Consider the following 17,374-nt stretch of genomic DNA (forward strand, 5'->3'; position numbering starts at 1 on the left):
ATTTTAAATAACTTTGATTGTAATTTTAACTTGATTTTTATCTTCAAAAGGCATAATTAATGGCACTGCTTCTACGCCTGGTACCATATTAAATAGTCTCGCTTTTGGTGTGTCTTTTATTTTTATAGCTGTACTTGACGTGATTTTTACTGTTCCCCCTGGCTTTTCAATAGTAACTTCATGTTCTGAAACTTGATTTACTTTTTCCCCTGTTGGTGATACTATTGGTAATACAAAAGCGGTAGGTGTTTTTATAGCCTCATTGGTAGTTGCGAGTATTTCTAATTTTTCAGAAGTTGCGGTATAATCTAAATTGAAATTTGAAGCCGTTTCTTTTACTATCTCAAAAGCTTCGTTTTTTAATTGAACATTAGCTTTATATTCAATTTTAGTGGTATCGTCTTTTGATGTAAAAGTGGCTTCTAAATCGAATAAATTGCTGTACCAAACATTTTCCTTAAAGGTTTCTATTCTTGGTGTTAGTGCAAAATCTTTATCTGGCTGTGGTTGCTGATTATAGGCTTCCAATGTTTTATAAATTGCTACGCTTGCCGTACATAATAATCCTACTCTATTATGATACAAAACTCCAAGTGAAGCTCCAGTGACTTGCCTTACATCATTTCTTTGACTATAGATAGAATCATACGCAGAAATTGTACCCCTCCAGTCGCCTTTACCAAATAAGGAAACATCTAACTCCCTAAAATAGGTTTCGCCATTTGCTACAGCTCTAGGAAGAGGTTCAGATTTATCTATTTTCGGTAAGTGTTCCCAATGGTCAAGCAAAGTTGCTAAAGGCTTAGCATGTGCAAAGGTATGATGAACGCAAGGCTCGATACCATGAGACACATAATGTGGACCTCCATGTAACAATCCTTTATGGGTACATGACTTTAAAAGTTCAGTATTTTTAAAAGTAGCGGTACCTAAAGCTGGATTATAATTAGCCATAAAACTAAAGGCTGGTTGCATACCATCACTGGTTCTACTTCCCCAATAGGTCCATTTAAACATTCTGTTTCCAAAACTATTGTCTATGCCCCCATCGGGTAAAATAAAATCTAAATGCGCATCCAAGGATTTTTTTAGTAACTTCAATAATTCCTCATCATTTTCATCCAACGCATAGAGCACCAAGTTATTCAAGGATTCTTCAATGTTATAGCCCAAATCTATACCTGGCAAACCTTTTGGGCTTAGCGCTTTTTTATTCTTTCCTTGTATCTCTCCAAATAACAAAGCGTTGGGTTCAGAAAAATGACTTTTTATTTGGGAAACTAATTCTTTACTTCTTTCTAAATACTTTTGGTTGTTTAACAACTTCCCAATTAAATGAAGTGCGTAAATTGTTGTGGCACTGTAATTAATATTGCCACTACCCACCGCAGGGAATCTATTGTACACAAACTCAGTTGCCGATTCTAAACGTTTGTACCATCGGTTACGAGTACTTTCATCTAATAAATCGCCGCGATATTTCAAGGTGTCTGCCAAGGCTATAGCTCCAAAAACCGTGGTTCCATCCCAAGATTTTGGATCTAAATCATTAGTCCATGCGCCATCTTCCCTTGTTACGTTTTTACCCCATTCAAAAGATGCGATACCGGCGTCGAGATACTTTTTATCTCCTGTTGCTTTGGCCATATAAAAAAACGGATATACAGCATCCATGACTCGCGCATGTACTGTGTCGCAGGCGGGACAATCGAATAACCCATGAACTTTAGGGTCTGATGGCTTTATAATTTGAGTTTTTATCATCCCGTCACACCATTCCTTCAATAAATCAAAAACTAGTTTTCTGTATTCAGGCGAATGAAATTCTTTTATCTCATTGGTACATGAACTTAACAAGCTAGTTGCTGAAAGCGATAGCCCAACACCTGTTATGGTTGACAACTGAATAAAATCTCTACGCTTCATCTGAATATTTCTTTATTACAATTTGAATTATTCAGCTCTAAATGCAGTAATTTTTGCTGTTAAATCCGCAACAATATCTGGATTTGCATCTGCTAGGTTATGTTGCTCAAACGGGTCTACTTCAATATTAAAGAGTTGTACCACTTCGTCTTTCTTTCTAACAGGGTCTGGAATAATGATTTTATACGGCGGGAAAATCGCCATATTGTAGAACATGCTATTTTCTATCGTATCAAAATCGTGTGCATACACTTCCCCAAAAACACCTTTACGTTCAGCCAGTGTTTCTTCATCTAAAACACTTACTCCATGTAAATTTGCTGGTTTTTCAATACCTAAAATACCCAATACTGTGGGCACCATATCTATACTACTGGTTATTGTCTTGTTGTCCATTTTTGGTGCAATTTTCCCTTTCCATTTGTACATAATAGGTGTTCTAATTCCTAAATCGTAAGGCGCCCTTTTCGATGTTTTTACATAGGTATTTTTATCTGGTTCTTGTACCCAACCATTATCGCACACATAAACAAACAAGGTATTTTCCATTTGTCCCTTGGCTTCAATCAAATCAAATAACTGTCCGCAAGTTTCATCAAACCATTCGCACATGGCCCAATATTTTGCTACATATTCGGTAGGTGCTTTTGATAAATATTTATCTAGCAAACGTTGCGGGGGCGTGTGTGGTTGATGTGGTAAAAACGGTGCATACCATAAAAAGAAGGGTTTCTTTTCTTTAGCAGCTAAATTTAAATAACTATTAATGGTATCCAATCCTTTTCTACCAATTTGTAAACCAAAATCACCGTGACGCCCCCCACGTTCTGGGTCACCGTGCGTCATTCCATAATCAAAACCACCAACTCTGTGGTTACCATGCCACCATTTACCGGTTTGAAACGATAAATACCCTTTTTCTTTCAACATATCTGGAAGTGTGGTTTGTTTTTCAAAAGCAGAAATGACAGGTTTATAGGCTTCTGTTCTTTCTTTCCCACGGATATTTCCACGTTCATAGACCTTATCATTTCCTAAAATACCATGATCTTTTGGATATAACCCCGTTATTATTGTTGCCAAAGATGGTGAACACAATGGTGTTGGCACATAGGATTGTGTAAAAGTTAAACTCTCAGAAGCAAATTGGTCTAAGCGTGGTGTATCAATATGCTCATGCCCCATAAAACTATAATCTGTCCATGCTTGATCATCTGACAAAATGAATACAATATTTGGTGGTTGATTTGCTTCTTTTCTTTTTTGGGTTTCTGCTTGTGATGCTTTGGTTTTATTTCCACAGGAGAAACAAATAACTAGGATTATTAAATAGCCTAGTTTGTTTAATTTATTCATTATTTTGGATTTATTTTATTACTTTTTTTGTAAAACATTTGCTTCACTTTTTAAACGCTGAATCGGGCCATTATCTCCTAACACATACATTTTTCTGAAATCTGTTCCTGATACTTTTTCGCCAACAATTATTCTAGCATCCGGATGTGGATTATCTATTAGAGAAGATATCACAAATCCAGAATGTTTTCGACTTAAAAAAACAGGGCCTTTACTAAACGTATTCCCTCCATCAAAGCTATCCCATCTACTTATTTCGCCAACACTCTTTTTGATTTGACTTTCTAAATACAAACTTACTTCTGTAGCAGATTTTAATTCAATATCTGCATCACCTTTGGGCAGATTATTGGTACTACCTTGTAACCACGCTTGTCCATCCCATCTAAAAAGTTGTATACGTTTAGGACCACTTCTGTTTTCACCTACGTCTGGACCAACCAACACCGCAACATGTGGGTTGCCATTGGGGTCTACATCGGTTATCCCTTGAAAGGTCCAATCATTGGGTATTTGCTTAACCAAAGCCTTTTCATCTGCCATTTCCTTGGTTAAAGGCATCTCTAATGGTTCATTTTTAACATTTCTCCATTGCCCCGACTTTGTATCAAAAACCATATAATACAGGTTATGTCTTTCTGGAATATGCCCACGTGGATCTTGCGCATTTTTATTATCTCTACAAATATGATAATCAAACGCCACAATAATATCGTATCCATTACCTCTACTCAACCAAGGATACCAAGAATCTACAGCTGCCATATCTGTCCTGCGCTTGTGTTTTAAAAACGAAACAGGATCTTCAAAAGTTCTTCCATTATCAGAGGATTTTTGATAAACCCAATTACTTCTGTGTGCACCATGCCTGTAAAACAAGTAGATATCCCCATTATCCATTTTTATAAGTTGGTTGTAAGTACCAAATGGTGAAATATTTTCTAATTCCTCCCAACCAGAAATATCCAAAGGATTTTTAGAAACCACATGTTTGTTTTTTCCGTAGTGATGGTTTCCAAGCTTATTTTCTCCAATAGCTTTCGTACCACCGTGTCCGCCAAACATAATGTGAATATAACCCGCATCATCTATCATCATTGAAGGTTTGCCGTGGTTATCGGTTTTACGGTTAGGATCTTTACCCATTTCACTAACTCCTGCTTTGTAAGGCCCTTTCCATTCTTTCGTATTATGGTTATATGAAGCCACATACGGGTCTTCCAAAGGACCTTGATAACAGACATATGTAACTCCTTTGTGAAAAATTCCTGCTGGATGTTGCACCACAGCCACGGCGTTACCGTAACCGTTATCAGCGAAATAATCGACTAATTCGGTTTGATTATTATCTCCAATCATGTCTTTTTTATTGGACTTACAAGCTGCCAGAAATAAGCATAAACCAATTGTTATAATTTGAAGTTTCATGATTCTGAATTAATCGATCATTAATTTAAAGGTATGTATTTTGCCATCTTGATTTTGAATACTTACAAAATACATTCCGCTGGTCATATGATGATCTTGCGCATTTAAGACTAGTTTATTTTGTACCTGATTATTTGAGTATACCTGCAAGCCAAGTATATTGTAAATACTAACCTGAGCCCAATCAGCCTTACCTGAGACAATAGTAAATGTATTTTGAGTTGGGTTGGGATACACTTGAACGTTGGACAAGAAATCAATTGTTGACATGATTTTACCTTGACATTCAGCATCTGATTTTACTACAATCTCATCGCCTTGCTCCCCATCAATTGTAAACTGCGTAGCAGCCGTTTCTAAAACGAGTACACCATTTTTAATTACCTTAAATGGTGCGTTTCCTTTTTCTATTTCAATGGCTACTTTTCCTGTTTTGGTGCTACTAATTTTACCCGTTAAGGCCGGTGCTTCATCAACAGTTACTTGATAGCATTGTTTAAATTCGTTCCCTGAAATACCAATACAAAAATCATAGCTTCCAGGAGTTAAATTTTCAATTACTGTTTGATTTGTAAACTCATAATTAACATTATTTAATGAAACTTCATAGTTAAATTTCTCTAAAGCGTTTATTGTTATTTTTCCATTATTCTTACCAGAACATGTTTCACTATTAACTTCAATTCTAAAATTATTTTCAGGTATATTAGAAAAATATTCATAATTTAATACAAATTCCTTAAAGGCTTTATCTTGTGTATCTCCAGTAATTATTTCATCCAAAAATTTTAGGGTACTACCCTTTCCTAAATACAAAGAAACATTTGTTTTTCCATCTTTTATTGCTGTACGTACGATACCAAATTCACCTGTAAAATTAATATCAAGATGAGAAACTGAAGTACTAGAAGCATTAGAGAATATGTAATCTGTTATTTTAGCACCATTTACTTCTGAAATGACTTTTGCGCCTGCAATAACCTCACCATCCATTATGTGTGAAACTGACTTTACACTAGGGTTTGTAGATTTTGAAGGTTCAAAAACATATACATATGGTTTATCCCAAGCTTCACCTTGTTGCCTAATGGCTAAAACTTGTGTTTTCTTTTTTACATAGCCGTTTAGTGCTTCTCGAGTTGCAGGCCCTAATGCCTTTGTATATTCTCGAGTAACTCCAGCAGGTGCAAACATATTCATATAAGAATTAGTTGCATCTAAATCGAAACGAATGTGTAAAGCTTCATTTGTTGGTTCTGTAACATTTGTATTTTCAAAAAAGCGCCAACCTGGAGATTGTACTGGATCTCCTACATCGTTTTGATATCGGTTCGTTGCGGAAACTGGAAGGGTTGAACCATCTAAAGTTTTAATAGTCGTAGCATCTCCAATGTTATGATAAATATAGTCATGAAAATTATTTGTGTTTAATGACTTTGAACGAAAGATATCAAAATAATATGCTGTTGTTGGACTAGTTCTAATCGTACTTAACGTACGTTGTTGATCACAATTATTTATATTATCATCTAAAAACTGAGTAGCAAAACTAAAATTTGTACTCAAAGGATCCTCTAGATGCGCTGGTTCCGCTGCTTTATTAACTGTTGTATTTTGCCATACATAAGAATTGCTTGCCCATGAACCACTTTGTCTTCCTTTGGAGTTCCCATTGACAATTACAGTGTTATTCCCTGCATAAATTCTAAAATAATTAGTGTGTATTGGTAATTTTCGTTCAGCTACAGAAATAGGCATACCTCCATTAGGTGCCATGATATCACCTAGGCCATATAACTCCATTGTAATACCAGTGGCATGTGAATGGACATAATGTGCGCCACCAATAATACCACATAAACCATATAACTCATTGTTAGTTTCTGTGTAATTACGTTGCAAAGCAACACCTGCATGCTTAACGATAACTGTTGGTTTATAGTCAAATTTCTGAGTTGAATTCAGTGGAAATTCTTCTCCCCAAAATAAACCAAGATGATCTAGACCACCAAAAGCTGAAGTGCCAAAAGGTTGATTTCGTCCACCTTCAACATTATAGTATTGTGCTAGTGCAGTTTCTGCTTTATCTTGTAAATCAGTATATCCTTTTCTTTTTGCAATACTTAATACATATCTGAATAAAGATTTAGATCCATCATTATAGCGTTTGGAATCGCCATAACGCACATAAGACCTATTTGGATGACGAAGGTTCTCAAATAAGAATACTCCATCCAAAACATTCCTGTATTGAGGAATTACGTCTAATTCTGGTTTAATTCTATCTACCATATTTAACACCAATTGAATACGAGACATAAAACTATAACTTGTAGATTCTGGCCAAATACCTTGTTCGCCAAAGATTGGCATCACTGTTCTTGTAAAAGAATTTTGTCTTTGTGTTCCTGTATCCCAAAAAACTTTAAAAAGACGTTCTCTTTCAGTATCGTCATCTATACATAGAATTGCTGCTAAAGCTCCAGGAGCAGTAAGAATTGGGTGATTGGAAACCAATTTACCATACTTGTTATCTACTCCACCAGATTCTAACAATGCATTTCCTGCAACATTTTTCATTGCTTTTTGTGCGGTTTCATTACTGTAAGCTATGCGTGTACCAGCAGTTTTATCATAAACTTGAGTTCCTGGAGTGTTTAAAAAATTATAAATAAAATCATAGGCGTATGCCAAATAAGGGTATGTACTTCTTGGATCGAAAAAGTAATTACCACAAATAGCAGTTGTTTCAGGAGTTCTAGGTGCTAATTCTTGAAAATAATGCCAAATTATATCAGCTGCATATTGCGCGTAATCTTCATCTTCTGTTAAATAGTAAAGCATCCCTGCATGTGCTGCTGAACTTAATACTTTAAAATGTTCGTTATTTGCACTTCCAACTTCGCTTTCTGCAAGATTATCATCAACAGCCAAAGCAATAATTGCATTAATCGTTTGTGCTGGATTTGATTTATGCGCAGCCACTTTAGCATCTACGTTTTTCTTTAGTTCATTTTGTGCAAATTGAGCCCAACTGTATTTATTTATTTTATCTAACACTTCTGCACGTTCATCAGCGGTTATATGAATGATAGGATGTTGTAAAGATTGTGCAGACACAAACATCACCTTTAGTAAGAATAATACAAAGAGTATATTTTTCATTTTTCTAGTTTTAATTTATTTATTCAATTTCATTTTTCAGATTAATTATATGTCAATCATAAAAGACTACAAGGTTTTTAGTACTACACATACCATTTTAGAACCTAAAAAGTTTCTCCTTTAACAAAATGTAATGCGCCTCGAATGCTTAAATATCAGAAACCTCGAATTTAGTTGGGTTTAGCGGCAAAACTATCCTTAACTGTCCTGTTTTTTGGGTAAACTTATATAAGTTAACGCTATAGGATTGCAACCCATTAACACTTTAACGAAAAAAGCAAATGATTCAGAACTCTTCTCATTAAAACTTCATCAAAATATATCTCTTTCTGTTACGGCTTTACTTCAAGATTATCGAATAAATTACCATCATATGAGCTTCCTAACATTACATAACCAGACTTTTTGTTATGGCTAACTTTTGTTATGGTATGACCATCCACAAAAGCTTCTATTGCTTTGTCCTTGAATGTCAATTTCAATTGATGCCATACATTACCATCAAAATTTTCAATGCTCCCTTTTGCAAGGGTCTGCTTATCGAAAACTAGCGTCCAATTTCCGTTTTTTTCAAGCATGAATCTATAACCTTTCAAATAACTCCCTTGAACACGACCGCCCAGTTCTACATTACCACCCTCTATAAAAACATCTACACTACAGGTAAAATTCGTCCATGTTACATCACCAATCAACGTATTGGGTTTTATGTTTGAACGGCGATACACGCGCATCCAATCATAACCTTGCTCCGGATTTATTTGCTTTAAACAATTGGTTCCATCTTCTTTTTGTACAATTTCAAAACTACCTGTTTGGTCTGAATGGTATTTTGGTAAGTCACCAACTTTCCGGTCCTCATAATCTTCTTTATACGGGAATGGAAATGGTGTTTCTTCCGGTATACTGTATTCTCCTTTTTGTTGACCTGTTGTTGTTGTTAATGAATAAATACACTTAGGGTCTAGTTTAATTGTGAATAAACCGTTCTTTGGCTCTATGCTTTCAAGCTGAACAAACTGTTCTTCTTCGCTCGATTTCCAAATATTTACAAGGGTTTTAGACAAACCTTCTTCAATCGCTACTTCAATAGTCTCAGGTTCTTCAGTACAGATAATCATACTCCAGTCTGAACCATTTTTATTTTTCATGGTAACACAACTACCTTTATAAGTTGACGCATCAAACAATCCACAAGCTTCATCTAAATATTGCCAATCATTAGCCTCCGCAAATTGTGTGGTATGAGCAGTAGCCCAAATTGTTGGCCACACTTCATAATAGCCACTCCAAGGATTGTTGGCTTTCATGGCTCCTGCTTTATCCCAGGTTACCGATTTATAAATGGAGCCTATTGGCGCCCAAATTAGTGTTTTGGTTATTTTATCTCTAATATAAAACTTGTTGTATATACGCGCTAAATTCAAAGCTCCAGCTCCGCCCCAGTCCTTACCCGTCCAGCTCCAATCTTCACTAGCCCACAATGGCGTACCTGATGCTTTGGCCTTTGCTGTTGTTGGGCGCCCACGGCCATCTACCATATCTTCGGTAAACTCTCTGCCCGTAACGTAATGATACCCAGCAGCCTCAATAACTTTATCAAATTCGGGGTCCTTTTCCAATTCTTCAAATATTTGCCAGTCACCACTATTATCATCAGGCCCTTGAATCTTGACATTCTTATAACCCCTTGCATCTAACAAAGGACGTACTTCATTTACCAGCCAATCACGATCGGTATAGTTTTCATTCTCTGCTGCTGCTACCCAATCAATATCTAAATCCCAATCCCTTTTTGCTACATCGAGGAACGTAACAAAATACTCCGCAGATTCTTTAGTATAAATATTAGATTTTAAATACCCTGGAAAACTCCATGGTAGATATTCCAAAATCATGTTGGGGTTCTTGTCTTTAGCCGCTCTCATAAGCCAAAACTCATAACCTCTAGAAATAGGATTCTTTAATTCTTCGCGCGTAATGGCATGAGATGGTTCAGAACCACAAGTAGAGTTTTCACCACCACCCATTTCTACTTTTAAATGCTGAAAGCCAGCACCAAATTTAGGTTTAAAAAGCATGTCGAGAATATGGTCTCGGTATGGGTCTTTATAATCGTATAACAAATCGGTTGAAGCACCAGCACTTACACCACCAATACCTTCAAAAGTACGCCCTTCATCTTCTGGGCTTAAAGTAATTTTCACGACACCATTCTCTTGCTCAAAAACGGGAGGTTCAAAGGCTTTTTCTTGATTTACAATGTCTCCCATTTCAAACCAAGCAGGTTCGCTATGACACACTCCTCGATTATTGCCCCATACAGTAACTCTCCAGTATACTTTTTGTCCTGATCTTAAGGGTTCACCTAGATATTGGTATGGCCCTGTCTCTGACTTGCTAGTTGGTCCTGTATCCCAAAGATCTGGATACTTTAATTTCTCAATACTTGTGGCCATCATAATACGAAAACCGCCCTGTTCTTGACTAATACTGTCCCCAATAAAAGTCCAGCTAAAAAATGGTCTAGCCGAAGTTATTCCCGTTGGGTTACTTTGTAATTCACATTTTAAATCTTTTACTTGAATGACTTGCGCTGCAGAGCACAAACACCATAGGTAGATTACTATTTGCTTCATGATGTTATTTTGTAATTGTAAACGAACTGTTTTTCTTGCTTCATTACCCGTTGGTTATGGTATTGTTATTTAAACCTTGATGGATTTTTATTGATAGGTTCTTATCTAGATAATATTTTAAGGCTTTATTTTTATAGTTTACTGTTAAGGTTTGAACATGTTTTAAATGATTTTTTACTAGTCAACCACCACGTACTTTAATGATATAATCTATGGTTGACCATGAGACATCTTCTTGAAAACTTTGCAATAACTGCTCGATATTGGTGTCATCTCTTTCTTCATTAACATAATACTCCAATACATTGTTATGGAATTGTACTAAATCAGATGGATATTGAACGTCTAAACCAAATCTTTCTTCAAAATTATCGCAATTATTTATAGTAATTAGTGTAAGTACCATGAACAGAAAGGTTCTGTATGACCTCATTTAAAACTCATATTTATTTTATTTCCATAGCTTTTCAAGTGATTCGCACGTCTTTTTTTAACCTGTTATCGTCTTCTAGAAGAGCTCTATCTATCCCTTTCCATCTCTATTACAACTAAACATCATCAATAGAACGTTAACCAATAGCAATATGCTAATAATTGTTATTATAGTATACATGCTCTTAATCTATAAACAACTCATCAATAAACGGAGCACTTTCTCCAGTGGTTTCTAGCTTGATATTGTTTGCTCCAGATTGCAGAACGATGATGGTTGGTACAAACTTCCATTCTTTTTCCCAACCGCCTGTTGCTTTAAATTCTATATCTCTTACATATTCATCATTTACATACAATTTCATTGGGTGTAATTTCCGTTCATTATTATGCATGTATCTAAAACGAATACTGTAATCTCCAGGTTCGCCGTCATTTTCTTGGTACCAGGTAATAGACCCTTCGCCGCCTTTAAAATCAACAAAACCTGAGCCTTTAAATCTGTGTGCGCCTGTACTTGCTTGTGCTGTTCCTGTTAAAATGCCATCTTCCGCAGAAATATTCACACCTCTCCCAATCCACATATCAGCAGAATGTTCGTCGCCCCAAAACAAACCTTCGCTTTTACCAAAGGTTTCTTCCATAGACAAAACAGTTTTACCATTTTGTTTGACAATAGCTTTTACAGTTGTGCCATCTTCCACTTTAAAAGCACCCTTGTATCGCTTTCCTGTTATTTCTGGGTCACTGCCATCAACAGTATAATTAATCTCTAAATCTGAAATATTAGCTTCTTTTAAAATAGAAATCTGATTAACAGATATAGTAATCATATTGGAAGTATACAAGGATTTATCACCTAAAATAGCACCGGAAAACACGGATGCTGATTTCCCATTTGGTAAAGCTCTCAGGAATAAACGTGTTTTTCCGAAGAATAAACTTCTGAAATCAGATTTGGTACGACTTGTAGGATCGATAGGATTTCCATTTTCCATTGAAATCTTTTTCACATCGCCGGAAATATGATAATACACTTTGTTTTCGCCGTATGGATACAAATTATTTTGAGCATCTAAACTTTCTGAGGTGATAATAAAACATGAATTAAATCCGTCTTCTGCCTCTAATTTTTCCAGAGAGGATTTCAGTTTTGAAGGCTGGGCACTTGTTCTAAACGAGGTACGTTTCACTTCTTTGCCATCAATATAAGCAACAGCTTCAAGTTTACCTTCTTGGTAAGGCACCATCCACTCGCATTGCATTTCATTCCAAACGGTTCCCGGTTTATCTTTCCCTAAAGATTTTCCGTTTAAGAAGAGTTCCACCTCTTCGGTGTTCGAATATACCCAAACCGGAATTACTGTGCCTTTCTCCATTCTTGGATGCGACCAATGCGGTAACATGTGAATCATAGGTTCTGTGGTCCATTGGCTTTGGTAGAAATAGTATAAATCTTTTTCAAAACCAGCCACATCAAGAGCACCACCCATAAAGAGGTTAAAAGGCAAACCACCATGTACTAAACCTGCTTCGCCGTAATAATCGAAACCAGTCCAACGGTAATGTCCACTATGCCATGGAGTATCACGCATCACTTCCCAATATTTTCTTGCTGAAACGCGTACCGTAGCATTATCATAAGAAGAATTGAAACGTTGTTTTCTGTTTCGCCAATCCTTGGGGTTTAAACCTTCGTAAAAGAAAATTTCCTTTTCTGTGAGATTTGGCAATTCATAAGTACCAGGCAATTCATTATCGCGCCACCAGGTATGGGTTCTGTAATAACCTCTGGTTTGCCAGGTATGAGGCGCTTCGGTAGAAATAAATGGTTTTTCTAACTCTATTTCATTTTGTCTATCTATGAACGATTTTGTTTCCGACCCGCCATTTACGCCTTGTATATCCATATCTTCAGGATTTCCAGCTCCTGAAGTAAATAAACGTGTTGGGTCTAGAGATTTACCAAAGCTAACCAATTCTGGCGCCACATCGCTGTGCGTTTCATTACCTAAACTCCAAACAAAAATGCTGGGGTGGTTACGGTCTCTGGTAATCCATTCGGTTACATCACGCTGCCACCATTCATCAAAGGCTTGTTTACCGTAATCTTCAGCTGCTTTTTTATGCCAGCCATCAAAAATTTCATCCATAACCAGTAAACCAATTTCATCACAGATATCGTAAAACATAGGTGGTGTTGGGTTATGCGACGGACGAATTGTATTAATACCCATGTCTTTTAACAACTGTAGTTTCCACCGTAAAAGCGGTTTAGTCCACGCCCCACCAACAGGGCCACCTTCCCAGTGTTCACAAACACCTTTCAGCTTTACATTTTCGCCATTAAGCCAAAATCCGGTTTCTGATTTCCATTCTACGGTTTTGAATCCGAAAATCGTTTCAACCTCATCAATGATTTTCTTCCCTTTTTTTACTCTGGTAATGGCTTTGTATAAGGTTGGTGTTTCTGGACTCCATAAATTCGGATTTTCAACCTCAACAACTAAGGTGTTTTTGGCATATTTAATCTTTGCTTTTTCTGTGTTTAGAAGCGTTCCGTCTGGCGCATAAATTTCAACCTCATAATCTAAATTTTTAAGATTTCCGTTAACTTCAGCATCAATATTTACCGCTGCTTTATCAGCTTCTATAGTTGGCGTAGTAATAAAAATACTATTCGGTTTAAAATGTGTTGGATTTACCTCAATGAGCTTAACGGCCGCATAAATTCCACATGGATGATACCACCTGGCTGAAGGTTCTAAACTATTATCAACCCGAACGGCGATGCTGTTTTGGCCTTCTTTTAAATATTTTGAAATGTCATACCTAAAACTAATATAACCATAAGGGCGCTTGCCCAAATGCTGCCCATTTACATAAACATCACTATTCATGTAAACACCATCAAAATTAATGTATGTGATTTTTGATAAGCTCGCTTTTGAGACTTCAAAATTCTTACGATACCAACCAATACCGCCATCATGGTAACCACCACCTTGGCCTTGATCCCCACCTTTTCTTACGCCTTTTTCAAAAGACCAATCGTGGGGAATATTTAAATTTTTCCAAGTGGAATTATCAAAAGTTTCTTCTGAAAATGATGGGTCATCTTCAAGGATAAAATACCAATTGTCATTAAAACTCTTTACTTGGCGTTGGGCATAACCAAAGGCTACACAAACTACTACAAATAAGACAGTTACGGATTTTCTCATGGGTTTGTTGTTCAATAGAATTTAATACTACCAAATTTAACCGTTCTACACAAAGAAATAATCCTGTTGTGTCCTGTACTATCATGTAAAACTTTTATTTTTCCACTTTTCGCAAAGAAGTCTTATTCACGCTAATTTTTTATCAGATTTACAATTAAACCCTAAACTATTTATTTCCTTGGTAAATCATTTTGTAAAAATGGTGCTGCATCTCTAGGAAATTGCTTTGCCATAAGGGCTTTCATTTTTTCTTCTACCGCTTGAAAAGCCTCTTGTCCTGATAGATTTTCAAAAGAAAGCAAGCTATTTTTATGCTCGTATAATTCGGCACTAAGAATCTCATGAGTTTTAGAGTTACGCCATTCTGTATAGCGCCATTGCCCATCGGTAACCGTGCATCCCATGATATCTTTTCCTCTGGCATAGACGCTTGAAGCCATCTCATCAAATGGTGTATTGGGTTGCTGCAAAACGGGTAAAATGCTTCGCCCATCAAATTTAGGCCCTTTGATGCCACATAAATCGGTTAAGGTTGGAAAAATATCAACATTTTCCACTAAAGCATCAGAAGTTTTACCACGACTAGCTTGTGCATGACTTCGCTCTCTGCTGATAATTAGAGGCACACGAACATCAATTTCCATATTAGAATGCTTACACCAAGTACCGTATTCGCCAATTTTATAACCGTGATCACTCATAAAAATAATCATGGTATTATCTCGTAATTCTAAGGTTTCCAGGGTTTGCAAAACTTTACCAACTTGAGCGTCCATATAACTCACAGCGGCATGGTAACCGTGTATTAACCTACGGGTAATATCATCGTTTAAAGGATCTTCCTCAGGAATACCATGATATCCTTTAAGCTCGCCCCATTTGCTCAAGGCCAATCTGTACACATCCTTTGGTTTTTCTTTAGAAGGTATATTGAACTTGCTTGGCTCGTGTAAATTCCAATACTTTTTGGGAGCATTAAAGGGCAAATGCGGTTTGGTAAACCCAACGAACATTAAAAACTTATCGTCTTTATATTTATGAAGCATTTTTATGGCACTTTGGGCAATTTCGCCATCGACGTAGGCTTCATCAGCAACATCAGCATCTTCAAAAGCTGGCCCTTTGGGATTCTTTTTTCCACTCGCTTCAAGCTCGGCTATAGCTTGTAAACTTTCTGGTTTCAAATAGCGTTTTGATGGTCTTACCACCAATTGCGACCAACTATCCTTATCATCGACAGTGTGATGATATACCTTACCTGTGCTTATGGTTTTGTAACCGTTTGGTTTGAATAATTGGGGTAATGTTACCACGTCTTTGTTTATTTTACGAAGTGGTGTGAAAATACTGTATATACCCAATGATTCTGGACGTAAACCGGTAAGCATACTCATTCTAGACGGCGCGCAAATGGCTTGTTGTGCATAGGCTTTATTGAATTGTAAGCCTTCAGAAGCCAATTTATCAATATTGGGTGTAATTGCGGTCACTGCCGTAGCAACCCAGTTCGGTTCTTAAATCATCAATATAAAAAACTAGAATATTGGGTTGCTGGTTTTGCGCTTTTATGTTAAATCCGTTTAGTATAACGAATACTAGTAATGCTATTTTACTACAAATTTTCATCGATTATTATTTGAAATGTACGTTAATCATTATAATTATTTAATTTGACACTGGTCTTGGCGATTGTACTCGAGGTTTGGAACTTCCAACATTTTTGAGCTTACCTTTGCCTTCGTTAAATCCCCAGAACGGAATAGCGTGCTTTTTCTCGTCAAAGGTGTAATTATATTTCTTTAAATAATATTCTCTTGGATGCACCTCATCGCCTATTTTTACTAGTTCTGCTTTTAGTTTTACGTCCAATGAATTTTGAAGCTCTTGCCATTCTGGTTTCCCCAACAGGTTCGTCATTTGAAACGGGTCTTTTACATTATCATACAGCATGCTTGGGCCATCGGGCGTTATAGCATAGGTATATTGTCTGGTGCGAATCGCTCTGTAGGGAGCATCGTTAAAATTAGCTCCAAAAGGTGCTACATTCATAACTAAAGCAGCGCGATCGACCTCAGGATCCGGATTTTTAATTAATTCGGATAAATCTTCGCCTTCAATGGTTTCAGGAATACTAATATTTAAAAGGCCTAGTAGTGACGGTAAAATATCTGGAGTGTTTATGGGCGCATTAACAACCGCTCCTTTTTGCTTATCAATACCAGGATATTTAATTAAAAATGGCACACGAATAGATTCATCCCAAGCCAATTGTTTCACAAAGGGTTTCACGCCGTGAGCGCCCATCATTTCGCCATGATCTGATGAAAACACGATGATGGTTTTTTCCGTTAAGCCTAAAGCATCTATTTCCTTAAGCAAACGGCCAATCGCCTCATCGGTAGCTGTGGCGTGTGCATAATAACCTTGAAGCTCTTCTCGGCATCTTTCTGCATATTTTTCGGTAATATTCGGGTTTAGCGTTAAACTATCTTTAGGATACATAGCTTTATATTTCTTAGGAGCCGAATTATGCGGATAGTGCGGTGTTGCAATTGATACAACCGCTAAGAATGGTTTTTCATCATTCGCATGCGCTTTCAGGTATTTTGCTGCGTCTTCAACAATGGCAAAAGGCGAATACTTATTCCAGTGTTTTAGTTCGGGGTTGTTATTATCATAATATGGCATTTTAGTGTAATTGTGTGAACACTCAAGACCTTTCCAAAACTGGAAACCTTGACGTCTTTCCTCCGGAATGTATGTTGAACGGCCGTGACCATCTAAATGCCATTTCCCCCAGTAGGCGGTGTTGTATCCAGCGTCTTTAAAAATTTCTGCCATGGTTAATTCTTCGGCTGGTAGATACACGTCATTGACAATCATTCCTGTAGTGGTAGGAAATCTTCCTGTAAACAAAGCCGCTCGGTGTGGCGTACAAACGGGCGTTACCGAAACCGCATTTGTAAAATTAACCGATTCTTGAGCGAAGTTATCTAGATTTGGCGTTTTAACATCCGGGTTTCCATCATATCCCACAGCAGAACCGCGCCATTGATCGGTAAGAATATAAACAATGTTTGGTTTTTTGGTTTCTTGATTTTGATTGTTTTCGGCCTTTTCTGTCTGATTTTTGCACCCTGTTAAAAGGGCTAAAGCCATAAAAACGCTAACGGATAATATTTTAGTTTTCATTATTGAATTGAA

9 protein-coding genes are annotated in these 17,374 nt (G+C 36.8%); all 9 read right to left on the reverse strand.

Annotation, left to right across the window (positions count from 1 at the left end; translation table 11 throughout):
- Nucleotides 1-3 precede the first annotated feature (3 nt).
- The 9 genes from FGF67_RS07325 to FGF67_RS07365 all read right to left on the reverse strand — a co-directional run bounded on the left by FGF67_RS07325 (nucleotide 4) and on the right by FGF67_RS07365 (nucleotide 17,362).
- Nucleotides 4-1,926 carry a hypothetical protein gene (locus FGF67_RS07325; protein ID WP_139696267.1) on the reverse strand — a complete coding sequence of 641 codons (1,923 nt, stop codon included), beginning with the start codon at nucleotides 1,924-1,926 and terminating at the stop codon, nucleotides 4-6.
- A 27-nt stretch (nucleotides 1,927-1,953) separates the two neighbouring features.
- Entirely contained in the window at nucleotides 1,954-3,282 is a 1,329-nt protein-coding gene (locus FGF67_RS07330) for a sulfatase-like hydrolase/transferase (protein WP_139696269.1), read from the reverse strand.
- Between the two features lie 18 nt (nucleotides 3,283-3,300).
- The gene (locus tag FGF67_RS07335; RefSeq protein ID WP_233244027.1) at nucleotides 3,301-4,710 is read right to left on the reverse strand and encodes a BNR-4 repeat-containing protein; all 1,410 of its coding nucleotides are present in this window, start codon (nucleotides 4,708-4,710) and stop codon (nucleotides 3,301-3,303) included.
- 9 nt (nucleotides 4,711-4,719) lie between these two features.
- Nucleotides 4,720-7,875, reverse strand: coding sequence for a T9SS type A sorting domain-containing protein (locus FGF67_RS07340; RefSeq protein WP_139696271.1), 3,156 nt, complete (start codon nucleotides 7,873-7,875; stop codon nucleotides 4,720-4,722).
- A 332-nt stretch (nucleotides 7,876-8,207) separates the two neighbouring features.
- Complete coding sequence (locus tag FGF67_RS07345; RefSeq protein WP_139696273.1) at nucleotides 8,208-10,514, reverse strand: glycoside hydrolase family 78 protein; 2,307 nt, start codon at nucleotides 10,512-10,514, stop codon at nucleotides 8,208-8,210.
- 181 nt (nucleotides 10,515-10,695) lie between these two features.
- Nucleotides 10,696-10,920, reverse strand: coding sequence for a hypothetical protein (locus tag FGF67_RS07350; protein ID WP_139696275.1), 225 nt, complete (start codon nucleotides 10,918-10,920; stop codon nucleotides 10,696-10,698).
- Nucleotides 10,921-11,131: 211 nt separating this feature from the next.
- Nucleotides 11,132-14,170, reverse strand: a complete 3,039-nt coding sequence (locus FGF67_RS07355; protein WP_139696277.1) for a sugar-binding domain-containing protein — start codon at nucleotides 14,168-14,170, stop codon at nucleotides 11,132-11,134.
- 170 nt (nucleotides 14,171-14,340) lie between these two features.
- Complete coding sequence (locus FGF67_RS07360; RefSeq protein WP_139696279.1) at nucleotides 14,341-15,660, reverse strand: sulfatase; 1,320 nt, start codon at nucleotides 15,658-15,660, stop codon at nucleotides 14,341-14,343.
- A gap of 175 nt (nucleotides 15,661-15,835) precedes the next feature.
- Nucleotides 15,836-17,362, reverse strand: a complete 1,527-nt coding sequence (locus tag FGF67_RS07365) for a sulfatase family protein (protein WP_139696282.1) — start codon at nucleotides 17,360-17,362, stop codon at nucleotides 15,836-15,838.
- Between the last annotated feature and the right edge of the window lie 12 nt (nucleotides 17,363-17,374).

The organism is Allotamlana fucoidanivorans (assembly GCF_006265225.1).
In the GTDB taxonomy this organism is placed as follows: domain Bacteria; phylum Bacteroidota; class Bacteroidia; order Flavobacteriales; family Flavobacteriaceae; genus Allotamlana; species Allotamlana fucoidanivorans.